Consider the following 22,295-nt stretch of genomic DNA (forward strand, 5'->3'; position numbering starts at 1 on the left):
GGGCCACCGGCCGCCTTCGGCATCCGCGGCGTGGGCCGGGGGCCGCGGGTCGGGGCCGAGCTCGAGGGCTTCGGGGCCCGGGTGGCGGGCGCGGGCTTCGGGGCCGATGGCGCCGCCTTCGCGGGGCTCGCGGGGGTGGCGGCAGCGGGTGCCGAAGCCGTCTCGGCGGGCTTCGCGGCCGGCGTGGACGGCTTGGCGGCCGCCTTCTTCGCAGGCTTCGCGGGGGCCGCCTTGTCCGACTCCAGCCGGTCGCGCAATCGGCGCACAACCGGGGCCTCGATCGTCGAGGACGCCGAGCGGACGAACTCCCCCATGTCGTTCAGGGTTTTCAGTACTTGCTTGCTTTCGAGTCCGAGCTCCTTCGCGAGCTCGTAGACGCGGACCTTGGCCACTACTCTCCTTCAGGTCCGCATCTTTGGTGCGGACCAGCTAGTTGTGTTGCATGCTCATTGCTGGGTACTCATCGAGTGGTCATGAGCGTCAGCCCACCTTCTGATCGTGCCCGACCAATTTCGGTCGGGCGCTGGACCGCCCTACGCCGTGACCGGCTCAGGGACGCCCTACAGTCTATGCCTTTTGTCGCGACTTCGCATAAGCGGCCACCAGCTGGGCCGTGTCAGGGGGTGCGCTGACAGCGCCGCGGAGCGCGCGGGTGAGCGTACGCCGCCGGATCGCGTTCTCGATGCAGGTCGGGTCGGGATGCAGGTAGGCCCCACGACCGCCCAGGCGGCGCTGCGGATCCGGGAAGACCGCCCCGTCGCGCAGGATCACCCGCAGCAGTTCGGCCTGGGACGCCTGCCCCCGGCAGCCCACACAGGTGCGGGTCGGCCCGCCTCGTTCGCCCATCCCGGGCAGCCTACTGCCTCACAGCCACGCACAGTCCCGGCACAGGGTGTTCCGACCGGCCGCCCAAGCTGCCGCCCTCCAATGGTGGATGTCCGAGACCGGACGAACCGATCGACCAAGTCATCGACACAGTGAGGAACAGATGCAGACGAAGACGAAGATTGCCGGCGCGGTGTTCACCGGCCTCGCCCTGACCGGCGTGGGCATCGGCGCGGCGGCGACCGCATTCGCAGATCCCAGCGCCACCCCCACCCCGGGCACCAGCGCCGGCCAGTCCGGCACCCCCGGCGACAAGCAGGGCCGGATGGGTGATCGCGACGGCCAGCTCGCCCAGCAGCTGGCCCAGAAGCTGGGGGTCGACCAGACCAAGGTGTCGGACGCCCTGAGGTCCGTGCACGACGAGCGGAAGCCGTCGGGCACCGCCACTCCGGGTGCGACGCCGAGTGCCCGCCCCGACCCGGCGACCCGCGACGCCGACCTCGCCAAGAGTCTGGCCGAGAAGCTCGGCGTCGACGAGGCGAAGGTGAAGGCGGCGCTCGACGAGATCCGCACCGCCGCCGACGCCCAGCGCACCGCCGACTTCAAGGCGAAGCTCGACCAGGCCGTCAAGGACGGCAAGCTCACCCAGGCCGAGGCCGACGCGGTGCAGAAGGCCGCCGACGCCGGGGTGATCCCCAATTGCGGCAAGGGCCGCTGATCCGCGGCGATCCGCCGGGACCCGGCTACCCTCGAGGCGATGAATCTGTGGCAGCACCTGTGGCAGCGCGCCCTCGCGGAACAGCCGGTCCCGGCGGCGTCCACGGTGGCGATCCTCGGCCTGGTGGCGCTGGCCCTGGTCATCGCCGTCTGGCCGGCGACCCGGATGGGGGTGACGATCGCCCACGAGGGCGGCCACGCCCTGGTCGCGGTGCTGACCGGGCGCCGGTTGACCGGTATCCGGCTGCACTCCGACACCTCCGGGCTGACCCTGTCCCGGGGCCGACCGCACGGTCCGGGCATGGTCGCCACGCTGGCCTCCGGTTATCCGGCGCCCGGGCTGCTCGGGTTCGGCGCGGCCTGGCTGCTGGCGGCCGGCCACGCGGTGGCCATGCTGTGGCTGCTCACCCTGGCCCTGGCGCTGATGCTGCTGATGATCCGAAACTTCTACGGCCTGCTGGTGATGGTGGTGGCGCTGCTGGGGGTTGGCGCGGCGTCGTGGTACCTCGCCCCGCTGCACCAGTCCTGGTTGGCGTACCTGGTCACCTGGACCCTGCTGCTGTCCGCTCCTCGGCCGGTGTTCGAGTTGGCAACGCGCGGTGGGCGTACCTCCGACTCGGCGCAACTCGCTCGCACCACCGGCATCCCGACGCCGGTGTGGACCTTCCTGTTCGGTGTCCTCACCGTCGCCTGCCTCGTCGGTGGGGTCGCCGTCCTCGCGCCGGGGGTGCTCGGCCGCTGAGTCCCGGCTCAGGTCGGGGTGTCTCCCGGGTCGGTGTCGGGACGGATGTCGATCCGCCAACCGGTGAGCCGGGCGGCCAATCGGGCGTTCTGCCCCTCGCGGCCGATCGCCAACGACAGTTGATAATCCGGCACGATCACGCGTGCGGCACGCAGGTTCTCATCGACCACGGTCACCTTGCTCACCTTGGCCGGCGAGAGCGCCTGACCGACGAACTTCGCCGGGTCCTCCGACCAGTCGATGATGTCGATCTTCTCCTCGTTCAACTCGTGCATCACCGCGCGGACCCGCTGGCCCATCGGACCGATGCAGGCGCCCTTGGCGGACACGTTGGGGTCGGTCGAGCGGACTGCGATCTTGGTGCGGTGGCCGGATTCGCGGGCGACCGCCTTGATCTGCACCACGCCCTGCTCGATCTCGGGGACCTCGAGGGCGAACAGCTTCTCCACCAGCCCGGGGTGGGTCCGTGAGACGACGACCTGGGGGCCGCGTACCTCCTTGCGGACCGACACCACATAGACCCGCAGCCGCTTTCCGTGGCTGTAGTCCTCGCCGGGTACCTGTTCGGCCTGCGGCATGATCGCCTCCAGGCTGCCCAGGTCGACCCGGACGGTGCGGGCGTCGCGGTCCTGCTGCACCACTCCGGCGACGATGTCACCCTCGCTGGCGGCGAAGTGGCCGTATTTGCGTTCGTCCTCGGCGTCGCGCAGCCGCTGGAAGATGACCTGGCGGGCGGTGGCGGCGGCGACCCGGCCGAAGTCGGCGGGGGTGTCGTCGTATTCGCCGACCTTGTTGCCCTCCTCGTCCAGTTCGGGGGCGAGCACCTGCACCCGGCCGGTCTTGCGGTTCAGCTCGACCCGGGATCCGGGGACGGGATGCTCGGTCTTGTCATAGGCGTTGAGCAGCGCTTCTTCGAGTGCGGTCACCAGGGCGTCGAGCGGGATCTCCTTGTCCTTCTCGATGGTGCGCAGCACCGCCATGTCGATGTCCATCACTCGTCCCCTTCTTCGTCGTCGCTCTCGTTCTTGCGGTTCAGTTCGACCTGGATCAGCGCCTTGGCGAGGTCGGCGTACGCCCAGGTCTGGTCCTCGGTCGTCTGCTTCTTGGGATCGGTCACCACGGTCAGGGTGACCCCGTCGTCGTCGCTGGAGGTGATCCGACCGGTCACCGGCTCGCCCTCGTGCGGGGTGATCCGGACCAGGCGCCCGGTGTTGCGTCGCCAGTGCCGCGGTTCGGTCAGCGGACGACCGACCCCGCGGCTGGACACCTCGAGGGTGTACGCGGAGGGGCCGACCGCATCGGACTCGTCGAGGGCAGCGGAGATGTCGCGGGTGGCCTCGGAGATGTCATCCAGGGTGGGACCGCGTCCGGCGGGGCCGTCTCCGTCGACGGTGACCCGCAGCAACCGCCGCTTACCGGCGGGCACGGAGTCCAACGCGTCCAGTTCGAGGCCGTGCTGGGCCAGGATCGGGGTCAGCAGCGCAACCAACTGGGATTCCTTCACGCCTTCACCTCCCTGCGCGCTCCCGGCAGTGCCAGGGCTCGCGATCCGATTGTCGGTCTCAATTGTGCGGGCCAGCATACCCATGCTCCGCGCGCCGCCCGGACCACCGCGCCCCGTGCGGTAGCGTCGCTGCCCGTGAGTACCACCGACCGCCGCGGTTTTCTCGCCGTGGCCGGCGGGTCGCTGCTCGCACTGACCGGGTGCATGGTGAGCGATCCTCGGGTGGTGGGTGGGCCCAGTACGCCGCCCCCGCAGCCTTCGCCCAGCCCGTTGCCGACGATTCCGGGTCAGCAGCTGGCGATCGGCAGCGAGTCGGAGTTGGCCGCCCTGTGTGGACAGCTGAACCAGAGTGCCGCCGCGCTCGGTCTGCCGGCGGGTCAGGGGACGATTGCGGGCTGGTTGGCCGCTGGCCACAAGGCGCACCTGATCGCCCTCGTCGGCGTACGCCCCAATGAACGCCCGACGGCCGTGCCGACACCCGACGCCCGATGGAGCCCGCGGCCGATGCCGACGCCCTCGCTGAGACTCCCGGGCGACCGCGCGCAGGCGGTGCGCACGATCACCGATCTGCTGGGACGCTGCGTCGGGCTCTATCGCGAATCGGCGCTGGCGAGTTCGGGCACCACGGCGCTGCTGTGGGGCTCGTTGACGGCGTACGCCATCGGCGCCGGGATCGCGCTGCCCGGCGATCCGGGCCGGCCCGCCCCACCGAGCACCCCCAACCACCCGCTCGCCCCGATGACCGAGGTCGAGGCCCCGCAGCAGCTGCTGCGCCAGGTGCACGCATTGGTCTATGGCTATCAGGTGGCGATCGCGTTCCTGCCGCGTCCGGAGGCGCAGCGGGCCACCGAGCTGCTGGGGGCCCGGCGTACGCTGCGCGGCGACCTGACAGCGCTCATCCGCGGCCGCGGCCAGACCGCGCCGGCGGCCGAGGCGGCGTACGCCCTGCCGGTGCAACCCCGCGATGCGGGCACGGCACGGGAACTGCTGGCGCGGATGGAGGGGGCGTTCGCCCCCTTCGCCGGGAGCTGGGTGGCCGCGGCCACCGACCCGGAGAACCGCCGGCTCGCCCAGCAGACGTTGGAGGAATCGGTCCGAGTGTCGCTCGGCTGGGGTGGGCCGCTGCCGATCTGGCCCGGCTGGCCGCTGTAGCCCCGTTCCCGAGTGGCCGGGCAAGCGCAGCGAAGCCCCACGTTCCCCGAGTAGCCGGGAATGCGCAGCGAAGCGGAGCAATTCCTGGCGTGTCGAGGGGAAATCCTACTGGACTGGCGTTCCTCTCGACACGCGGAACGTTCAAGGCGGGTGCACCACGGTCCCCGAGTAGGCCGCCTGCGGCCGTCTCCCCGTTCCCCGAGTAGGCCGCCTGCGGCCGTGTCGAGGGGAAAGCCGAAGCGTGTGACTCAAGTGACCAAAGTTTTTCAAACTTTTTTCGTGGAGACAGCGATTCCGGCCGTTTTCGGGGCAAGACTGTCAGACCCCCCTGATGTACTAGAACCATGTCCAGCACAGTCATCGAAACCCCGCCGGTGATCACCGCGGCATCGATGCTGCCCGAACTCGATGAGCTGCATTTGCTCACCGACACAGAAATCCTGGCCTGCCTGGACAGCGTGGATGCGCTGGTCGCGGCCACCGAAGCCGCCCGCTCCCGGCTCATCGCCGACGCCGAACGCCGCGAAGCCGCCGAACGAACCCATCTGTGCTCAACCGCCACCTACCTGACCCGCTGGCACCGCCATTCCGGCCGCCAGGCCAACCGTCTCGTCCGCGAAGCCACCACCGTCCACACTCGGTTCCCGCTGATTGCCGCAGCCGCCGAAACCGGAGGGCTGTCCGGAGATCAGGTTCGTGGAATGCTGGCGGGGTTGAAGAATCTGCCCGACACCCTCTGCACCGAAGCCCTCGACCAGGCGCAGGAAATGATGGTCAAGTTCGCCGCCGCGTTCGCCCCCGACGATCTGCGCGGACTCGCCCTGCACATCTGGCAGACCATCGACCCCGACGGCGCCGACGCCGCCGAAGCAGCCCGCCTCGAAGCCGAACGGATCCATGCCGAACAGACCCGACGACTGTCCCTGTCCCCGGACCACATGGGCTCCTACATCCTCTCCGGCAAACTCCCACTGGTCGCCGGCGAAGAACTCGCAGCCCTGCTCAACGCGCACACAAGTGCCCTGTGGAAGCCGGTCACCGCCACCGACGCGATCCCACCCACCCGATCCCAGGCCCGGGCCGACGCGTTGATGATCCTCGTCCGCCGTGCCGCCAAAGTCGGTGACGCACCGAGGCATGGGGGCGACCGGCCGCGGATTTCTGTGCTGGTGAACATCGAGACGCTGCGCACCGGCCTCGGTACCGCCCAGGTTTCGTGCGGCGAGAACCTCTGTGCCACCGATCTGCGTCAGCTCGCCTGTGACGCGGACATTCTGCCGATCATCATGAACGGCAACGGAATCCCGATGGAGCTCGGCACCCCACAACGGTTGGTGACCCCGGAGATCCGGGCGGCGCTCGTCGCCCGCGACCAAGGCTGCGTCTTCCCCGGCTGTGATCGGCCACCCGAAGACTGCCACGCCCACCACGTCCAACCGTGGTGGGCCAACGGGGCCACCAAACTGTGGAATCTCGTTTTGTTGTGCCCGCATCACCACGGGATGGTCGAACCCGCCACCGACCGGGCCTGGGATGCCGACAACCCCCAGCGCTGGATGGTCCGAATAGCCGACGACGGACTCCCCATCTTCATCCCACCCACCCTTTTCGACGGCGAACGCCGACCCCGCCGACACACCCGCGCCCACCAACCCCGCGCAGGGTGAACTCTGCCCTCGACACGCAGGTCATTGCTCCGCTGCGCTGCGCATGCCCTGCTACTCGGGCAACGTAAAGGCGACCACATGCCCGACTACTCGGGGAACGAGACCACACGTTCCTCGAGTAGCGGACCATGCACAGCGAAGCGCAGCAATGGGCCGCGCGTCGAGAGGAACACCCCTGCCCTCGACACGGCCGCAAGCGGCCTACTCGGGCAACGTAAACGACACCCGCAAGCGGCCTACTCGGGCACCGAGTCACCCTTCCGTGGAAAGGCGGTGCCGGACGAGTGATCCGTGCTTCACTCGTGACATGAGAGATCACCTCGAACCCGGCCCGGAGCACCCGATCACCGTGTTGCCACTCGATGGTCCCGTTGTGGTGACCCGAAAGGGCCGAACGATCGCCCGTTCCACCGCGGCGCTCAGGCTGGCCGAGGCGGGCTATCCGGTCGTGATCTACATCCCACGCGCCGACGTCGACCAGAGTGTTCTCACCCGCAGTGAGCACACGACGCACTGCCCCTACAAGGGCGACGCCGCCTACTTCGACCTGGCCGACGGCGACGAGCGGATCGACCAAGTCGCCTGGAGCTATGAGGACCCCTGGCCCGCCGTGGAGGCCATCCGCGGGCATCTGGCGTTCTATCCGGACCGGGTCGACATCAGCAGTTCGACCTGACCGGCGGTCAGGTACGCCCGCGGAATCAGCCGCGCAGCGTACGCCCCGAAGGTCGACCCGACCGCGGAGCACACCACCAGCGGTGTCACCGCCCACCAGTTGATCCGCACCGACCGCAGATAGGTCCCCGTGGCCGCCACGGTCCCGGCGACCGAGGACAACTTGTTGGTGCCCAGCACCTGCCCGGTGGGAGTGTCTGCGGGCAACGCAAGCAACAGGCTGGGCAGCCGGACCAGCCCCCCGCCGCCGACCACCGCGTCCACCCAGCCCGCGACCAGGGGCTGCCCCCATCAGCGCGAGCAGGGCGTACCACGGCAGGGGGAGGTCGATCAGCAGCGGGAGCACGAACCCCTCATCGGCGTCATTCCCGTCCGGAGCTGATCCAATTGGGATCGGCGATGATGTTGCGGGTCCCCTGCACCAGGTCGGTGATGCCGTCCAGCCGCTCCAGATCCGCCGCTCCCAGCTGCAACTCGTACGCCGCCAGGTTCTCGATCATCCGCTGCGGCCGCCGCGAGCCAGGGATCGGTACCACCGGCAGCCGGTACTCCCGACCCTTGGCGAACAGCCACGCCAGCACCACCTGAGAGTTGGTCGCGCCGACCCGCTCGGCCACCTCGGTCGCAACGGCCAGTGCCGCCTGGTTGGCGTCCCAGTTCTCCCCCATCCGGGAGGTGCTGCCGCGCAGGTCGCCCGCCACCTGCTCGCGGGTCAGCGTCCCGGTCAAGAAGCCCCGCCCCAGCGGCGAATAGGGCACGAATCCGACGCCCAGCTCGGCACAGGTCGGCACCACCTGCGCCTCGACGTCGCGCGACCACACGCTCCACTCGCTCTGCACCGCCGCGATCGGGTGCACCGCGTACGCGCGCCGCAGCTCGTCCGCGGTCACCTCCGACAGGCCCAGGTGGCGCACCTTGCCCGCGGTGACGAGTTCGGCCATCGCCCCCACCGTGTCCTCCACCGGTACGTCTGGGTCAGGGCGGTGCTGGTAGTACAGGTCGATCACCTCGACCCCGAGCCGTCGCAGGGACGCCTCACAGGCGCTGCGGACGTACGCCGGGTCGCCGTTCACCGCACGCTGGTCACCCGAGATCGCACCGGCGATGCCGAACTTCGTGGCCAGCTGGAGCCGGTCGCGGTGTTCGGCCAGGAACGGGGCGAGCATCTCCTCGTTGGTCCCGGCCGGCCCGTCGGTGTCGGGGTGCGGATTGCCGTAGACGTCGGCGGTGTCGAGGAAGGTGATGCCCGCCTCCAGCGCCTCGGTGAGGGTGGCTCGGGCCTGTTCGTCGTTGGCGTCGCCGCCATAGATGTGCGACAGCGCCATGCAGCCGAAGCCGATCGGCGAGGTGGTGAGTCCGGGGGCAAGGTCGATGGTCATGGCTCTCCTTCGGTGTCGTCCATCCCGAACGGTACGCCCCGGGGCGACGGTCACCCGGGGGGGACCAGCCCGCGGAGCGCGTGCGAGGCTGGCTCACATGAGCACCGTCGCCCTGACCGGTCCGGAGACCTCCACCGGACTCTCCGCGTACGTCGCCCGACCGAGCACACGAGGCCCCTGGCCGGGTGTCGTGGTCATCCACGAAGCCTGGGGTCTGGACGATGTCGTCCGCCGTCAGGCCGACCATCTCGCCTCGCTCGGTTACCTCGCGATCGCCCCCGATCTGTTCAGCGACGGCGGCGGACTGCGCTGCATCCGTGGGGTGATGGCCGCGATGACCAAGCAACAGGGGCGCGCCTTCGCCGACATCGAGGCGGCGCGGCGGTGGCTGTTGGACTCCGAGGACTGCACCGGCAAGGTCGGGGTGATCGGGTTCTGCATGGGTGGTGGTTTCGCGCTGGTGCTGGCCGGTCGGGGCGAGTACGCCGTCGCCGCCCCGAACTACGGCATGCTCCCCAAGGACCTGGCGGTGCTCAAGGGTGCCTGCCCGATCGTGGCCAGTTACGGCGGTAAGGATGCCGGGTTCAAGGGGGCCGCGCAGCAGCTGGCTCAGGCGTTGGCCGACCACGGAGCGCCCCACGATGTTCGGGAATATGCCGAGGCCGGGCATTCGTTCCTCAACGACGCCTCGAACGGTCCGCTGCCCACGGCGCTGATGCGGATCGCACACGTGGGCCCGCATCCCGAGTCGGCGGCTCACGCCTGGGGCCGGATCGATACCTTCTTCAGCCGGTACCTCGCCACCAAGAGCTGAGCGGAAGACTCAGCCCAGCACCTCACGCAACAGTGCGGTGACGCGCTCCTGGATGTCGTCGCGGATGTCCCGCACCGCCCCCAGTGACTTCCCCGCCGGGTCGGCGACATTCCAGTCCTGATAGCGCTTCCCGGGATAGACCGGACAGGCGTCACCGCACCCCATGGTGATGATCACGTCGGCCGCTCGCACGACGCTGTCCGACAGCGGCTTGGGGTAGGCCGTGGTCAACGGGATCCCGCGTTCTGCCAGCACCTGGACCACCTGCGGGTTGATCTCGTCCGCGGGTGCAGACCCCGCGGAGCGTACGTGCACCCGCCGAGCCGAAAGATGCTCGGCAAGTGCCGCCGCCAGCTGGGACCGCCCTGCGTTCTGCACGCACACGAACAACAACTCCGGCACCCTCTTCGCCACCCGGCCCTCCGCCTGGGCGATCGCCATCAGCTGCTCACGCGCCTGCCGACCCACCAGAACCGGCAGAAACTGCACGACGGTGGCCCGAGGCTCCAGCAGATCGGTGGCCTCGCGCACGACCTGCGCGATCGTCTCGGGCGAGAAGATGCCCTCGTAGGCGTAGGTCAGGTCCGCCACCAGGGCGGGCTCGAAATCGTTCCGCTGCATTTGTCCCACGGCCAGCCCCCATATCGACATCCATCTATCTGGTGCCACCAACTCTGGTGGCTGCATCGACATCTGTCAATATGGACACCGGCTGGACCGTCAGCGTTGGAACTCTGCCACGATCTGCGTCACGCAGTCGTCCACCGGCAACTCACGCTTCTCACCGGTACGCCGATCGCGCAACTCGACCACACCCTCGGCCAGGCCCCGTCCCACCACCACCGAGGTGGGCATGCCCATGATCTCGGCGTCGGCGAACTTCACCCCCGGGGATGCCTTTCGATCGTCGAGCAGCACCCGAATTCCCTGCTGCGTCAGAGATTCTGCGATCTCGGTGGCCTTCGCCAGGATCTCATCGCCCTTGCCCGTGGCGAGCACGTGCACGTCGAAGGGTGCCAGCTCTCGCGGCCAGCACAGGCCCTTGTCGTCGCAGGTCGACTCGGCCACGGCGGCCACCGCCCGAGACACCCCGATGCCGTAGGAACCCATCGTGACCGTGGCCTGCTTGCCGTTGGCGTCCAGCACCTTCAGGCCGAGGGCGTCGGCATATTTGCGGCCGAGCTGGAAGATGTGGCCCATCTCGATCCCGCGGGCCAACTCGAGCGGACCGGAACCGTCGGGAGCCGGATCACCGGGGCGGATCTCCGCCACGTCCAGCACTCCGTCGGGGGTGAAATCGCGGCCGCAGACCAGGTCGAAGACGTGCTTGCCCGGCTCGTTGGCGCCGGTCACCCAGCTCGTGCCGGGCACGACCCGGGGGTCGACCAGGTAGCGCACCCTTACGGCCGCCGCTTCGCCCTCCGCGTCACCGACCCCGAGTGCCTGCGGCCCGATGTAACCCTTGACCAGTTGCGGAAAGCGGGCGAATTCGGTCCCACCGAAGGCCTCCACCACGGCCGGCTCGACCGCCGCCTCCAACCGCTTCGCGTCGACCTCCCGATCCCCCGGCAGCCCGATCGCGAGCGGCTCGGTCCGCCCGTCGGGGTGGCGCAGCAGGAACACGACGTTCTTCAGGGTGTCGCTCGCCGCATAGTCGCGGTCGGGGAACTTCTCGCGCGCCACGGCGACCAGGGTGTCGATGGTGGGCGTGTCCGGGGTGTTCTCGACGTGGGCGGCCGGCAGATCGGCGAAGTCGATCGCATCCGGTGCTGCCACCCGAACCGCCTCGACGTTCGCGGCGTACCCGCCCGGCGACCGCACGAAGGTGTCCTCGCCATTTGCCGCCACGGCAAGGAATTCCTCGGAGGCCGAGCCGCCCATCGCCCCCGAGGTGGCCTGCACGATCACGTAGTCGAAACCGAGCCGGTCGAAGATCTTGATGTACGCCTCACGATGCCGCTGGTAGCTCTCCTCCAGCCCGGCGTCGTCGACGTCGAACGAATAGGAGTCCTTCATCACGAACTCGCGCCCGCGCAGCAGCCCCGCCCGCGGCCGCGCCTCGTCGCGATACTTCGTCTGGACCTGATAGAGCGCCAGCGGCAGGTCCTTGTAGGAGGAGTAGAGGTCCTTCACCAGCAGGGTGAACATCTCCTCGTGGGTGGGCCCGAGCAGCAGATCGTTCTCCCGGCGGTCCTGCAACCGGAACAGGTTGGCTCCATATTCGGTCCAGCGATTCGTTGCCTCATAGGGTTCTCGCGGCAGCAGTGCCGGGAAGCGCACCTCCTGCGCGCCGATCGCGTCCATCTCCTGGCGGACGATCTGCTCGACCCGCTGCAGCACGGCGAGCCCCAGCGGCAGCCAGGAATAGATGCCCGGCGCCACCCGGCGGATGTAACCGGCCCGGACCAACCACCGGTGGCTCGGGACCTCCGCGTCCGCCGGGTCCTCCCGCAGGGTCCGGACGAACAACTTCGACATCCGCGCCAACTGGCTCACGGGCACTCCCTCACTCGACTGCTGCGGCGTCGCGTACGCCGACCCCGGCACCCTATCGTCAGGGGACCTCGGGACCGACCTGAAAGATGCCCAGGGTGATCTGGTCGGGGTCGGTCACGGCAAGGAACGGGAACCCGCCCAGCTCGGTGACCTCCCCGACCGGGTGGCCGGCGGCCGCCAGCCGGGCGGCGACCTCGGCCAGCGGCTCCTCGGTGCGCAGCCCGAGCTGCACCATGATCGGCCCCTGCTCGGCGATCCCGCCGCGGCCCTCGATCGCAATGGCCCCGCTCTCGGCGTTGGCGAACATGATCAGCCACAGGTTGTCCCCGCGGGCCTGGGGCCGGAAGCCGAAGAGTTCGAAGAAACCCACCGCGTCATCGGTGTTGCTGGCGTGGTGCAGGGCGAGCACGTCGATGGCCCGGTGGGGATAGTCCGCCCCCTGGTCGTCCGGATCGCGGAAGCTCTCGGCGACCCACATCGAGCGGCCATCCGGCGCGGTTACCGAGATCCCGGGGAAGTCGGAGTCGTGGATCCTGCGCGTGGTCATGCCCGCCACCCGCAGCTGCTCCTCCGCGACGTCCAGGTCGGCGGTCTCCAGAGTGAGCTCACTGCGGCCAGGACGAGCCGCTCCCTCCACCGGGAAGAGCGCGATCATCCCCCCGCGGCCCCAGACGAAGGCGGCGCCGTCGACGTCGCGCCGGACCGTCTGGTGCAGACCCAACACCTCCAGAAACCGCACCATGCGCTCGATGTTGTGGGTCGGTCGATACAGGCACACCACGAAATCGGCGGTCGCGGGCACGGTTCCCTCCTCCAGGCTCGTTCCGGTCATCGCCAGCCTAGCGTCCGGGCAAGGGTTCAGTAGAGGACGGTGGCGAACTCGCCGACCTGATCGAAGCCGACCCGGGTGTAGGTGGCGCGCGCGGGGGCATTGAAGCTGTTCACATACAGCGAGACCGTCGGAAACTCCTGCCGGGCCAGCCGGACCACCGCGGCCATCGCCGGCACGGCGAGCCCGCGGCCGCGCAGCGCCGGGTCCAGCCACACCCCCTGCACCTGGCCGACCCCGCGGGCGGCCGAACCGATGTCGGACTTGTAGACGACCCGGCCCTGCTCCACCACGCCGAAGGCGCGCCCGTGCTCGATCAGCCGCCGCACATAGCTCAGATAGGGTCCGCGGTCATTGCCGATGATCGGTGACACCCCGACCTCCTCGGTGTACATCCGCACGGCGGCGTCGAAATAGGCCTCGGTGTGCTGGGGCCCGATCCGCTGCACCCGCGGGTCCTGGGGCACAGCGGGGTCGCCGGCGATGGCCATCATCGGCTGGCTGCGGCGTACCTCTCGGGTGTCGCTCCAGGCCCGCCCCCAGCGGTGACTCAGCAGCTCCCACAGGGTGAGCGCCTGGGCGGCCGGGCCCACGATCGAGCTGCAGCGGCGAATCCCGGAGCTCGCCGCGGCGAACGCGGCCAGCGCCTCGGCGTCCGCCTCCACCGGCACCAGGTTGGACCCGGCGTGGCACAGCGCGGTCAGTTCACCGTCACGGAAATAGCCCTGGATGCCGCAGCCGAGCCGCCAGGAGTCCAGTCCGTACGCCGCCACCCGGGCAGCCACGAAGACGTGCCCCACCGGATCGCGAGACAACAGGGCCCAGGCGGCGTCCAGGTGGGAGTCGTCCAGGATGCGTACACCGGTGGCAGCGCGCGGTACCACCTCAGCCGCCGGTGACGCTGACCTCCGGGGAGCCGGCCGGCAGGTCCTCGGCCAGCCGCATCGCCTCCTCGATCAGGGTCTCCACGATGTCGGCCTCCTTGACTGTCTTGATCACCTCGCCCTTGACGAAGATCTGTCCCTTGCCGTTGCCGGAGGCGACCCCGAGGTCGGCCTCGCGCGCCTCGCCGGGACCGTTCACCACACAACCCATCACGGCCACCCGCAGCGGCGCCTGCAACCCCTCCAGCCCGGCGGTGACCCGCTCGGCGAGGGTGTAGACGTCGACCTGGGCGCGACCACAGGAGGGGCAGGAGACGATCTCCAGCTTGCGCGGGCGCAGGTTCAGCGACTCCAGAATCTTGGTGCCGACCTTGACCTCCTCGACCGGATCGGCCGACAGCGACACCCGGATCGTGTCGCCGATGCCCTGGCTGAGCAGCGCACCGAAGGCGGTGGCCGACTTGATGGTGCCCTGGAAGGCCGGGCCGGCCTCGGTGACGCCCAGGTGCAGCGGCCAGTCCCCGCGCTCGGCGAGCAGCTGGTAGGCCCGGACCATCACCACCGGATCGTTGTGCTTGACCGAGATCTTGAAGTCGTGGAAGTCGTGCTCCTCGAACAGCGACGCCTCCCACACGGCCGACTCGACGAGCGCTTCGGGGGTCGCCTTGCCGTATTTCGCCAGCAGTCGCTTGTCCAGCGAACCGGCGTTGACGCCGATCCGCAGGCTGACGCCGGCGCCCTTGGCCGCCTTGGCGATCTCCCCGACCTTGTCGTCGAACGCCTTGATGTTGCCCGGGTTCACCCGCACCGCCGCACACCCGGCGTCGATCGCGGCGAACACATATTTCGGCTGGAAGTGGATGTCGGCGATCACCGGGATCTGCGAGTGCTGAGCGATCTCGGGCAGCGCCGCGGCGTCGTCCTGGCTCGGGCAGGCCACCCGGACGATGTCGCAGCCGGCCGCGGTCAGCTGGGCGATCTGCTGCAGGGTGGCGTTGACATCGGTGGTCTGGGTGGTGGTCATCGACTGCACCGAGATCGGCGCGTCGCCACCGACCAGCACCGATCCGACCTTGATCTGGCGGGTCTTCCGGCGCGGGGCCAGGACCGGGACGACCTCGGGGTCGGGCAGATCGGTCACGGTGGAATCGGTCGACCTGGTGTCAGTCATGGGTCCATTCTCTCGTGGAGGTCGGGTGGTCAGAACAGGCGTACCGGATCGATGATGTCGGCGATGATCAGCACCGCTCCGGAGAGGGCGATGAAGGCGAAGACGGCGTACGCGATGGGCAGCATCTTGGCGGTGTCCAGATGCCCGGGGTCGGGTCGGCGGAACAGCCTGGCCGCGCCGCGGCGTACGCACTCGATGATCGCCCCGAGGATGTGTCCGCCGTCCAGCGGCAGCAGCGGCACGAAGTTGAACAGGGCAACGAAAAGGTTGACGTTGCCGAGCAACGCCATGAACGTGGTCACCTTGCCGCCGGCGGTCAGCTGGTCGGTCGAGGAGATCTCCCCCGCCGCGCGGGAGGCGCCCACCACGCTCATCGGACCGTAGATGTCGCGCGGCTTGCCGGTGACCAGGTCGGTCAGCGTGTGCCACACCCGGACCGGGAACTGGGCCAGCACCACCGCCGAGGTGGCAGCCATGTCGGCCATCTGGGAGACGACCATGCCCGGGCCGCCCTGCACCAGCTCGACCCGCGGGGTGAACCCGAGGAAACCGGCCTCAACCTTCTTGCCCGGGTCCCACTTCGACTGGACGCCGTTGATGATCGTGCTCACCGGCCGAAGGGCCACCTCCTGCCCGCCGCGGTCGACGACGATCGCGGCCTGCCGGTCCCGGTTGTCGCGGATCAGGTTCTGCAGGTGCTTCCAGTCGGTGATCCGGGTGCCGTTGAAGGAGACGATCCGGTCCCCGGCCTGCAGCCCGGCCTGCACCGCCGGGGTGGGCGGATCACCGGGCAGGCACTCGTTCTGGTTGGGCCGGTCGGCGGGCACGACGCACTGGCTGACGGTGCCGACGACCGGCTGCGGCTGGTTGATGCCGTGGATCCCGATCACCCCCCAGAGGATCAGGAAGGCGAGGATCAGGTTCATGGTCGGCCCGCCGGCCATCACGATCAGCTTCTGCCAGGTCTTCTTCTGATAGAAAAGCCGCCCGTCGTCCTCCGGCTTGATGTCGGCCCACTCGGCCTCCCGGCCGGCGCTGATCAACGAGGCCAGCGGGTTGGCCGAGGTGCCGGAGTTGCGCACCCGGCCCGTGGTCTTCTCCGGCGGGTACATCCCGATCAGCTTGACGTAGCCCCCCAGGGGGATGGCCTTGACGCCGTATTCGGTCTCTCCGCGCCGAAACTTCCACAGCGTCTTGCCGAAGCCCACGAAGTATTCGGTGACCTTCACCCCGAAAAGCTTCGCGGGCACCATGTGGCCGACCTCGTGCAGGGCGATGGAGGCCATGATCAGGGCGAAGAAGAGGATCGCTCCGCCGAGGTAGACCAGCGTGTCCATGCGCGCCCGTTACTCCTTGTTGCCGGCGGTGAGTTGGTCGGCCCGCTGCCGGGCCCACTGGTCGGCGGCGAGCACGGTGGGCACCGTGACCCGGTCCGATCCGACCAGCCTCGATCCTACGCCGTCCCCGGTAGCGTGCGGTTCGTTCGCGGCCGGCGCGAGGTGCTCCTCGAGCACCGAAGCGATGGTGTCGACGATGTCGAGGAAGCCGATCCGGCCCTCGCAGAACGCGTCCACGGCGACCTCGTTGGCGGCGTTGTACACCGCCGGCGCGGTGCCCGCGGCCGATCCGGCGCGCTTGATCAGCTCGATCGCCGGGAACGCCTGGTGGTCGATCGGTTCGAAGGTCCAGCTGGTCGCCCTCGTCCAGTCGCAGGGGTACGCCGCCCCGGCGACCCGATCCGGCCAGGTCAGGCCGAGCGCGATCGGCAGTTTCATGTCCGGCGGGGAGCACTGGGCCATCGTCGACCCGTCCACGAACTCCACCATCGAGTGCACGATCGACTGCGGGTGCACCACCGGTTCGATGTCGGCCAGCTCGACGTCATAGAGCAGCGCCGCCTCCAGCACCTCCAGCGCCTTGTTGACCAGGGTCGCCGAGTTGATGGTGATCACCCGGCCCATGTTCCAGGTCGGGTGCTGCATCGCCTGCTCGGGCGTGACGTCGGCCATCCGCTCGCGCGTCCAGCCGCGGAACGGGCCGCCGGAGGCGGTGACGATCACCTTGCGCACCTCGTCGCGACGGCCCGCGCGCAGGCACTGGGCGATCGCCGAGTGCTCGGAGTCGACGGCCACCAGCTGCCCGTCGTCGGCGGCGTCGGTGACCAACCGGCCGCCGATCACCAGGGACTCCTTGTTGGCCAGGGCGAGGGTGGTCCCGGCGGCCAGGGTGGCCAGGGTCGCGCCGAGCCCGGCGGCCCCGGTGATCCCGTTCAGCACCACATCGCACCCCTCGGCGGCCAGCTCGGTGGCGGCGTCGGGGCCGGCCAGGATCTTCGGCAGGGTGGTGTCTCCGGTGCCCCACCCGCGCAGTTTCGCCTCGGCGTACAACGCCAGTTGCAGGTCCTGGGCCGACTGGGCGCGGGACAGCGCGACCACCCGGGGTCGGTGGTCGAGCACCTGTTGGGCGAGTAGCGGGATGTTGCTGCCCCCGGCGGCCAGGCCGACGACGCGGAACGAGTCGGGTCGCTCCCCGATCACCTCCAGCGCCTGGGTGCCGATGCTGCCGGTACTGCCCAGAATGATCACCTCACGCACCCGACCAGTCTGGCAGAGCGGACCTATTCGAAGTGGTGCACGCGAGAGTCGATGCCCGGATAGCGCTCGGTGATCTGGTGCACGACCTCGACCGGACCCTTGAGCGGGCGACCTGACCGGTCGGTGGCCCGACCCCTCGCCTCCCAGAGGACTCCTTTTCGCATTCCTTTCAGGGCGCTGGCCTCGCCTGGAAGCGGGACCGGCGCCGGTTCGTCGAACCGCTGGGTGCGCCGCGACCAGAACACGACCACGGCTCCATCGCTGTCGGTGCCCACGTCCGCGTGTTGCACCGCCTTCGTCCCGGTCCCCGCGGCCGACGGTTCACCCTGCAGCCGGTGCACATCGCCCCGCCAGACCTCCCGCCCCTCGGCCAGATCGATCGCCGAGACCTGGCTCCGGTAACTGCCCGTCCCGTTGAGCAGCAGCAGATCCTCGGCGAGAGAGTAGGACGACAGCTCGCCGTAGAGGGCGATCGGAATTCGCGTGGTCTGCAGCCGAACCGGCGGCGGGGGCGGCGGCTCAGGAGCCGGCGGCGGGGACTTGCGGGTGCATCCTGCGACGCCCAGCGCCAGCGCTCCCGCCAACAGCGTGCGCCTGGCCAACCCCATGCAAACTCCTCGTTCGATCCGTCCACGGTAGGGAATCGGGGGTTCGTGGGGCCTCGTCTCAGCGCGGCCGCAGCATCGCGGAGACCTCGGTGCGCAGCCGGGTCAGCACCGCGGCGAACGCGTCCCCGGGGCAGGTGGACGGGCTCACGTCGCGGTGCCCGACGATCGCCTCGGGGCCGAGCTGATAACTGTCGCAGAGCCAGGCGACCAGGTCGACCAGGGCTTCCCACTGCTGCTCCGGCGGGCGCTCGCTGTGGTAGGTGCCCTCGTTCTCGATCCCGATGCTGCGGTCGTTCGCACCCTTCGCCTGGGCTCCCTCCACGAACCGGTCCCGGCGCCTGGCGGCGTTCAACGATCCGTGCCGACCCTCCAGCACGAACCCGCCGCGACTGATGGTGAAGTGCTGTCCGCTGTCGGACCAGCCGTTGCTCTGCATGTGGTGCTTCTGCACCGCCCGGGCCAGGGTGAGCGCCTGGTCTCTGGACAGGTCCGCGACGTTGGGGGTTTCGGTGTGGTGGATGACGATCTGGGCCGGTTCCCGCTTGATGACGTCTCCCCCGGAGGTGGGGAAGGTGGCGCCCCATTCGTCGGTGCTGATGATCCTCGGTTCCGGCACCACCCGCTCCGCTTTGGGGGTGCTGCAGGCGGCCAGCAGCGCAGCGGCGGCTCCGACCAGCACGGTACGCCGGGCGAACCGGGTTCGGTCCATCAACGCACCAGCCCCAGCGTCTTCCCGGGATCGGTCGCCGAGGCGACCCCGCCGCCGACGGCACGCTGCTCAAGGTGCAGGTGGCACCCATCCGGGGCGCCCAGGTCGCCCACCTCCCCGATCGGCGTCCCCACCTCGACCCGTTGCCCGTCGGTCACCTGCACCCGCTGCACGTGACCGACGATCAGGTCGGCCCGCTCGGTCCGGATCCGGAACGCTTTCGACCCGTACGCCGACCCCAGACCGCCGAGCACCACCCGACCGGAAACCCCGGCGTACAAGGGATTCCCGCAGGGAATGGCGACGTCGATTCCGTGGTGGAATCCCTGTCTCCCCGGGCATCGCGAATCGTGGTCGTAGTAGGGCGCCTCGGTGCAGCCGAAGCCGATCATCACCCGGTGCTTCCCGGCATACCAGTGGGATCCGTAGCGGGTCTGGTCGTTGCTGAAGAACCGCCAGCGCGGGTCGGCCGAGGGTTCTCCGCTCGGTGTGGCCGACGGCCCGGGCGAGGCGGTCGTGGTCGTCGCCGAGGGCCGCGGGGATGGGGTGGTGCCGGTGGCCGAGGGTGTGCTCGGAGCCGACGGGGGCTGCGGCGCCGGCCCGGTCTGTGGCTCCTGTGCGGGGCCGCAGCCGACCAGCAGGACCGTCAGCAGGGGTGCGGATCGAGCGCCGAACATGAGGGAAGGTTAACGAGCCGGCCCAACCCGGCCGGCGTGCATCCCTTCCCCTGCGGCCTCGGTTGTGGCTAGGTTCGATCCCACATCTCGGACACCCCCCGAGTCTCGACCACCCCCGAGCCGACACCCCAACAAGGAGATTCATGCATTCCCACACCCTCAGAAGGGGCGTGCTTGCGTGCGTGGCAGCGGTCGCGATGACCCTGCCCGCAGTGGCCGCCCAAGCCGCCCCCAGGGCCGAGGCCCCCTCGACGCCGGTGCCGTTCGCCCCGGTCGAGGGGGAGGTCAACAGCTATGTGATCAACACCGCCAAGGCCAACCCGGGCAAGGCGAAGCAGGCCGAGCGAGCGGTCGCCGCCGCCGGTGGCACCGTGGTGCAGTCCTGGCCGCAGATCGGCGTGGTGATCGCCCACTCGACCCACTCCGACTTCCTGGGCAAGATCCGCGCGGTCAAGGGCAACGTCGTCGAGTCCGCCGGCCCGACCCGGACCGCTGCGGTGTCCGAGGGCACCCCCGGCACCGGCGGTTTCCGCTCCCTCGGCGTACAAGAAGAAGCCGCCGTTCACCAACGGTGACGCGCCCGCTCCGGCGCCCTCCCCCGCGACCGGTGCCGGTGATCGGATGGAGTCCCAGCAGTGGGACCTGCAGCAGATCAACGCCGACAAGGCCCACCAGATCACCGACGGTTCGCGCAACGTGCTGGTCGGCGTGCTCGACTCCGGCATCGACCCCGATCACCCCGACCTGGCGCCGAACCTCGACCGCGCCACCTCGGTCAGCTGCACCGGCGCCGGTCAGCCGAACCAGGGGATGATCGACGGGAAGGCCGCCTGGGAGGACACCACCTCCTATCACGGCACCCACGTTGCGGGCACCATCGCCGCCGCCCGCAACGGCACCGGCATCGTTGGTGTCGCCCCGAACGTGCGAATGGCGTCGGTGAAGGTGGTCAACGACGACGGGTTCATCTATCCCGAATATGCCATCTGCGGCTTTGTCTGGGCGGCCGAGAAGAACATGGACGTGACCAACAACTCCTACTTCATCGACCCGTTCGAGTTCTGGTGCGGTGACCAGCCCAACCAGGCGGCCGCCAAGGAGGCTGTCCGTCGGGCCGTCGACTATGCCACCGGCAAGGGCGTGGTGCACGCGGCCGCCGCCGGCAACTCGTCCTATGACCTGGCCAACAAGACCACCGACGACACCTCGCCGAACGACAGCACGGCCGTCACCCGCACGGTGAACTCCACCTGCCACGACATCCCGACCGAGCTCGACGGAGTGGTGACGGTGTCCTCGACCGATCAGGCCCGGGTCAAGTCGCCGTTCTCCAACTACGGTAACGGCGTCATCGACGTGGCGGCTCCGGGCAGTCGGATCCTGTCCACCATGCCGATGGACGATCCGTCTCGACCGGGGTACGCCCTGCTGAACGGCACCTCGATGGCGTCCCCGCACGTCGCCGGTGTGTTGGCGCTGATGAAGTCGGTCAACCCGTCGGCCACCCCCGCCCAGCTGATCGCGCAGCTGCGCCGGCAGGCGACCGACACGCCGTGCCCGGCGACCTGTCCGCCGCAGCCGCCCCGCTATCCGCAGGTGCAGACCTGCACCGGCACGCCCGCCTACAACGGGTTCTACGGTGACGGCATCGTCGATGCGTTGAAGGCGGTCCAGTCGGCCCGCTGACCCAGCGGAAACACCTGTCGACCGAGGCGGCGGGGTCGGTCTGCGGACCGGCCCCGCCGCTTTTCGGTGCCGGGAGACGATTCAACCGCGCGGCAACTCGGGCAGCGACCCGCGATAGACGCCCGTGCCGGGGTCGAGCAGGATGTCGCTGGCGATGTGCCGGTTGACCGGGTCGAGCTGGGAGAAGTGGTTGCGCCCGGCGACGATCAGGGCGTACACCATCGGGTTCTTGGTGGCCTTGCGCATCCGGCGGATGGTGGGCGCGGTGTTCGCGTCGCCGCCCTCGATCACCCAGATCGGGCTGCGCACGTCCTCCAGCCAATAGCCGGGCGAGCGCGGCCGGTTCTCGGTCTGGTCGGCCTGGTCATAGGGCTGCCGCTCCCGATAGTCACGGACGTCCCACACCGGACCGAAACAGAACACGGCGCGGAACCGGTCGGTGCTCTCGCTGGTCAGCAGCGCCAGCCCACCGCCGGTGGAATAGCCGACCAGATAGATCCGCTTCGGGTCGATCGTCGGCTGGGCGGCGAGGAAGTCGGCGGCGGCCAGCACGTCGTCGACCTCACCGAGGTTCATCTCCTTGCGGCCCGGGTTGCCGTTGGCGCCGCGCAGGCTGGGCACCATCATCGTCACCCCGGCCCGGCGGAAGGCGGCACCGGTCATGTCCTTGTCCGCCGGCTGGTCGCTCCACACGTCGCCGATCGTGTTCGTGTCACCACCGCCGAGCCAGATCACCGCGGGATGCTTGCCGCGATCCGGCAGCGGGGTCAGGTAGGCCGACAGGTCCCCCACCTGCGAGGGGTAGGTGATCCGCTCGAACACCCCGGCGGGCGGCTCGGGTGGGGGTCCGGGGGTGTTGAAGTCGGCGATCAGCTGGGTCCGCAGGGCGGCCCGGGTCTGGGCGAGCGAGGTCTTCGGCTGGGGCACCTTCACCGCCGGGCGGATCAGCGGCGGGGACTTTCGCACCGGTGCCCGTCGGACCTTTCCCAGCACCATGGCCCGCACGGTCGGACGATCGGCGGGCTCGCCCATCGGCTCGGAGCCGAGTCCACCAGCTCCCACCTCGGTCACCTTGGTGGCGTCCTGGACCGGAGCGAACAGCACCATGAGAGCCAGCGCGAGCACTGAGATGAGGACTGCACGCACGGGTGGAACTGTAACGCCCA

The 22,295-nt window shown here is 69.6% G+C and carries 25 protein-coding genes; 8 read left to right on the forward strand and 17 right to left on the reverse strand.

Annotated elements, in window-relative coordinates; all coding sequences use genetic code 11:
• Positions 1–392: translation initiation factor IF-2 N-terminal domain-containing protein (locus CGZ93_RS06270; RefSeq protein WP_176451654.1), on the reverse strand; the 392-nt coding region annotated here is incomplete at its 3' end.
• A 175-nt stretch (positions 393–567) separates the two neighbouring features.
• A complete protein-coding gene (locus CGZ93_RS06275) occupies positions 568–846 on the reverse strand; it encodes a YlxR family protein (protein WP_094363300.1) in 279 nt (92 codons plus the stop codon).
• Between the two features lie 142 nt (positions 847–988).
• On the opposite strand from CGZ93_RS06275, the gene CGZ93_RS06280 reads away from it, so the two are divergent.
• Together CGZ93_RS06280 and CGZ93_RS06285 are read left to right on the forward strand one after the other, a co-directional pair.
• The gene (locus CGZ93_RS06280) at positions 989–1,543 is read left to right on the forward strand and encodes a hypothetical protein (protein ID WP_094363301.1); all 555 of its coding nucleotides are present in this window, start codon (positions 989–991) and stop codon (positions 1,541–1,543) included.
• Positions 1,544–1,582: 39 nt separating this feature from the next.
• Complete coding sequence (locus tag CGZ93_RS06285; RefSeq protein ID WP_094363302.1) at positions 1,583–2,284, forward strand: M50 family metallopeptidase; 702 nt, start codon at positions 1,583–1,585, stop codon at positions 2,282–2,284.
• Between the two features lie 8 nt (positions 2,285–2,292).
• On the opposite strand, the gene nusA is transcribed toward CGZ93_RS06285, so the two are convergent.
• Together nusA and rimP are read right to left on the reverse strand one after the other, a co-directional pair.
• A complete protein-coding gene (gene nusA, locus CGZ93_RS06290; RefSeq protein ID WP_094363389.1) occupies positions 2,293–3,276 on the reverse strand; it encodes a transcription termination factor NusA in 984 nt (327 codons plus the stop codon).
• Positions 3,276–3,788 (reverse strand): ribosome maturation factor RimP, encoded by a 513-nt coding sequence (gene rimP / locus CGZ93_RS06295; RefSeq protein WP_094363303.1) that lies wholly within the window; start codon positions 3,786–3,788, stop codon positions 3,276–3,278. The genes nusA and rimP overlap by 1 nt, the downstream gene beginning before the upstream one ends.
• 135 nt (positions 3,789–3,923) lie before the next feature.
• Between rimP and CGZ93_RS06300 the strand changes: the two genes are divergently transcribed.
• The 3 genes from CGZ93_RS06300 to CGZ93_RS06310 all read left to right on the forward strand — a co-directional run bounded on the left by CGZ93_RS06300 (position 3,924) and on the right by CGZ93_RS06310 (position 7,283).
• On the forward strand, positions 3,924–4,940 hold the full coding sequence (locus tag CGZ93_RS06300; protein WP_094363304.1) for a DUF4439 domain-containing protein: 1,017 nt from the start codon (positions 3,924–3,926) through the stop codon (positions 4,938–4,940).
• A 344-nt stretch (positions 4,941–5,284) separates the two neighbouring features.
• Complete coding sequence (locus CGZ93_RS06305; protein WP_094363305.1) at positions 5,285–6,607, forward strand: HNH endonuclease signature motif containing protein; 1,323 nt, start codon at positions 5,285–5,287, stop codon at positions 6,605–6,607.
• Between the two features lie 307 nt (positions 6,608–6,914).
• On the forward strand, positions 6,915–7,283 hold the full coding sequence (locus CGZ93_RS06310) for a DUF427 domain-containing protein (RefSeq protein ID WP_094363306.1): 369 nt from the start codon (positions 6,915–6,917) through the stop codon (positions 7,281–7,283).
• Here the strand turns inward: CGZ93_RS06310 and CGZ93_RS06315 are convergent.
• Positions 7,247–7,561, reverse strand: a complete 315-nt coding sequence (locus CGZ93_RS06315; RefSeq protein ID WP_094363307.1) for a TSUP family transporter — start codon at positions 7,559–7,561, stop codon at positions 7,247–7,249. The two genes, CGZ93_RS06310 and CGZ93_RS06315, sit on opposite strands and share 37 nt — an antisense overlap.
• 83 nt (positions 7,562–7,644) lie before the next feature.
• Entirely contained in the window at positions 7,645–8,661 is a 1,017-nt protein-coding gene (locus tag CGZ93_RS06320) for an aldo/keto reductase (RefSeq protein WP_094363308.1), read from the reverse strand.
• Between the two features lie 97 nt (positions 8,662–8,758).
• On the opposite strand from CGZ93_RS06320, the gene CGZ93_RS06325 reads away from it, so the two are divergent.
• Positions 8,759–9,475 carry a dienelactone hydrolase family protein gene (locus CGZ93_RS06325; RefSeq protein WP_094363309.1) on the forward strand — a complete coding sequence of 239 codons (717 nt, stop codon included), beginning with the start codon at positions 8,759–8,761 and terminating at the stop codon, positions 9,473–9,475.
• A gap of 9 nt (positions 9,476–9,484) precedes the next feature.
• Here the strand turns inward: CGZ93_RS06325 and CGZ93_RS06330 are convergent, their stop codons facing one another.
• The 10 genes from CGZ93_RS06330 to CGZ93_RS06375 all read right to left on the reverse strand — a co-directional run bounded on the left by CGZ93_RS06330 (position 9,485) and on the right by CGZ93_RS06375 (position 19,443).
• Positions 9,485–10,096, reverse strand: coding sequence for an arsenate-mycothiol transferase ArsC (locus CGZ93_RS06330; RefSeq protein WP_176451655.1), 612 nt, complete (start codon positions 10,094–10,096; stop codon positions 9,485–9,487).
• Positions 10,097–10,195: 99 nt separating this feature from the next.
• Positions 10,196–11,953, reverse strand: coding sequence for a proline--tRNA ligase (locus CGZ93_RS06335; protein ID WP_094363390.1), 1,758 nt, complete (start codon positions 11,951–11,953; stop codon positions 10,196–10,198).
• Between the two features lie 76 nt (positions 11,954–12,029).
• On the reverse strand, positions 12,030–12,803 hold the full coding sequence (locus tag CGZ93_RS06340) for a hypothetical protein (RefSeq protein ID WP_094363311.1): 774 nt from the start codon (positions 12,801–12,803) through the stop codon (positions 12,030–12,032).
• Between the two features lie 26 nt (positions 12,804–12,829).
• Positions 12,830–13,684, reverse strand: a complete 855-nt coding sequence (locus tag CGZ93_RS06345; protein ID WP_094363312.1) for a GNAT family N-acetyltransferase — start codon at positions 13,682–13,684, stop codon at positions 12,830–12,832.
• A gap of 1 nt (position 13,685) precedes the next feature.
• Positions 13,686–14,855: a flavodoxin-dependent (E)-4-hydroxy-3-methylbut-2-enyl-diphosphate synthase gene (gene ispG, locus CGZ93_RS06350; protein WP_094363313.1), complete on the reverse strand. Its 1,170-nt coding sequence runs from the start codon at positions 14,853–14,855 to the stop codon at positions 13,686–13,688.
• A gap of 29 nt (positions 14,856–14,884) precedes the next feature.
• Positions 14,885–16,192, reverse strand: coding sequence for a M50 family metallopeptidase (locus tag CGZ93_RS06355; protein ID WP_094363314.1), 1,308 nt, complete (start codon positions 16,190–16,192; stop codon positions 14,885–14,887).
• A 9-nt stretch (positions 16,193–16,201) separates the two neighbouring features.
• Positions 16,202–17,449 (reverse strand): 1-deoxy-D-xylulose-5-phosphate reductoisomerase, encoded by a 1,248-nt coding sequence (gene dxr / locus CGZ93_RS06360; RefSeq protein ID WP_094363315.1) that lies wholly within the window; start codon positions 17,447–17,449, stop codon positions 16,202–16,204.
• A gap of 23 nt (positions 17,450–17,472) precedes the next feature.
• Positions 17,473–18,057, reverse strand: a complete 585-nt coding sequence (locus CGZ93_RS06365) for a hypothetical protein (protein WP_094363316.1) — start codon at positions 18,055–18,057, stop codon at positions 17,473–17,475.
• 58 nt (positions 18,058–18,115) lie between these two features.
• Positions 18,116–18,766, reverse strand: coding sequence for a peptidoglycan recognition protein family protein (locus tag CGZ93_RS06370; RefSeq protein ID WP_094363317.1), 651 nt, complete (start codon positions 18,764–18,766; stop codon positions 18,116–18,118).
• Positions 18,766–19,443 carry a M23 family metallopeptidase gene (locus CGZ93_RS06375; protein ID WP_094363318.1) on the reverse strand — a complete coding sequence of 226 codons (678 nt, stop codon included), beginning with the start codon at positions 19,441–19,443 and terminating at the stop codon, positions 18,766–18,768. Before CGZ93_RS06375 ends, CGZ93_RS06370 begins: the two co-directional genes overlap by 1 nt.
• A 197-nt stretch (positions 19,444–19,640) precedes the next feature.
• Here CGZ93_RS06375 and CGZ93_RS19340 point away from each other — a divergent pair, with 197 nt between their 5' ends.
• Positions 19,641–20,018, forward strand: coding sequence for a hypothetical protein (locus CGZ93_RS19340; protein WP_229117247.1), 378 nt, complete (start codon positions 19,641–19,643; stop codon positions 20,016–20,018).
• A 46-nt stretch (positions 20,019–20,064) separates the two neighbouring features.
• Complete coding sequence (locus CGZ93_RS06380) at positions 20,065–21,129, forward strand: S8 family peptidase (protein ID WP_229117248.1); 1,065 nt, start codon at positions 20,065–20,067, stop codon at positions 21,127–21,129.
• 81 nt (positions 21,130–21,210) lie between these two features.
• Here the strand turns inward: CGZ93_RS06380 and CGZ93_RS06385 are convergent, their stop codons facing one another.
• Positions 21,211–22,275, reverse strand: coding sequence for an alpha/beta hydrolase family protein (locus CGZ93_RS06385; RefSeq protein WP_141211105.1), 1,065 nt, complete (start codon positions 22,273–22,275; stop codon positions 21,211–21,213).
• Positions 22,276–22,295: the final 20 nt, after the last annotated feature.

It is taken from the genome of Enemella dayhoffiae, assembly GCF_002250625.1.
GTDB classification, from domain to species: domain Bacteria; phylum Actinomycetota; class Actinomycetes; order Propionibacteriales; family Propionibacteriaceae; genus Enemella; species Enemella dayhoffiae.

Bases quoted from the DNA above. Each gene is read 5' to 3' on its own strand.
- CGZ93_RS06355 (WP_094363314.1), bottom strand. From the start codon at position 16,192: ATGGACACGCTGGTCTACCTCGGCGGAGCGATCCTCTTCTTCGCCCTG.
- nusA (WP_094363389.1), bottom strand. From the start codon at position 3,276: ATGGACATCGACATGGCGGTGCTGCGCACCATCGAGAAGGACAAGGAG.
- CGZ93_RS06370 (WP_094363317.1), bottom strand. From the start codon at position 18,766: ATGGACCGAACCCGGTTCGCCCGGCGTACCGTGCTGGTCGGAGCCGCC.
- CGZ93_RS06305 (WP_094363305.1), top strand. From the start codon at position 5,285: ATGTCCAGCACAGTCATCGAAACCCCGCCGGTGATCACCGCGGCATCG.
- CGZ93_RS06280 (WP_094363301.1), top strand. From the start codon at position 989: ATGCAGACGAAGACGAAGATTGCCGGCGCGGTGTTCACCGGCCTCGCC.
- CGZ93_RS06365 (WP_094363316.1), bottom strand. From the start codon at position 18,057: ATGGGGTTGGCCAGGCGCACGCTGTTGGCGGGAGCGCTGGCGCTGGGC.
- CGZ93_RS06285 (WP_094363302.1), top strand. From the start codon at position 1,583: ATGAATCTGTGGCAGCACCTGTGGCAGCGCGCCCTCGCGGAACAGCCG.
- CGZ93_RS06310 (WP_094363306.1), top strand. From the start codon at position 6,915: ATGAGAGATCACCTCGAACCCGGCCCGGAGCACCCGATCACCGTGTTG.
- CGZ93_RS06380 (WP_229117248.1), top strand. From the start codon at position 20,065: ATGGAGTCCCAGCAGTGGGACCTGCAGCAGATCAACGCCGACAAGGCC.
- CGZ93_RS19340 (WP_229117247.1), top strand. From the start codon at position 19,641: ATGACCCTGCCCGCAGTGGCCGCCCAAGCCGCCCCCAGGGCCGAGGCC.
- CGZ93_RS06275 (WP_094363300.1), bottom strand. From the start codon at position 846: ATGGGCGAACGAGGCGGGCCGACCCGCACCTGTGTGGGCTGCCGGGGG.
- CGZ93_RS06335 (WP_094363390.1), bottom strand. From the start codon at position 11,953: ATGTCGAAGTTGTTCGTCCGGACCCTGCGGGAGGACCCGGCGGACGCG.
- CGZ93_RS06330 (WP_176451655.1), bottom strand. From the start codon at position 10,096: ATGCAGCGGAACGATTTCGAGCCCGCCCTGGTGGCGGACCTGACCTAC.
- CGZ93_RS06320 (WP_094363308.1), bottom strand. From the start codon at position 8,661: ATGACCATCGACCTTGCCCCCGGACTCACCACCTCGCCGATCGGCTTC.
- CGZ93_RS06325 (WP_094363309.1), top strand. From the start codon at position 8,759: ATGAGCACCGTCGCCCTGACCGGTCCGGAGACCTCCACCGGACTCTCC.
- CGZ93_RS06375 (WP_094363318.1), bottom strand. From the start codon at position 19,443: ATGTTCGGCGCTCGATCCGCACCCCTGCTGACGGTCCTGCTGGTCGGC.
- ispG (WP_094363313.1), bottom strand. From the start codon at position 14,855: ATGACTGACACCAGGTCGACCGATTCCACCGTGACCGATCTGCCCGAC.
- CGZ93_RS06340 (WP_094363311.1), bottom strand. From the start codon at position 12,803: ATGACCGGAACGAGCCTGGAGGAGGGAACCGTGCCCGCGACCGCCGAT.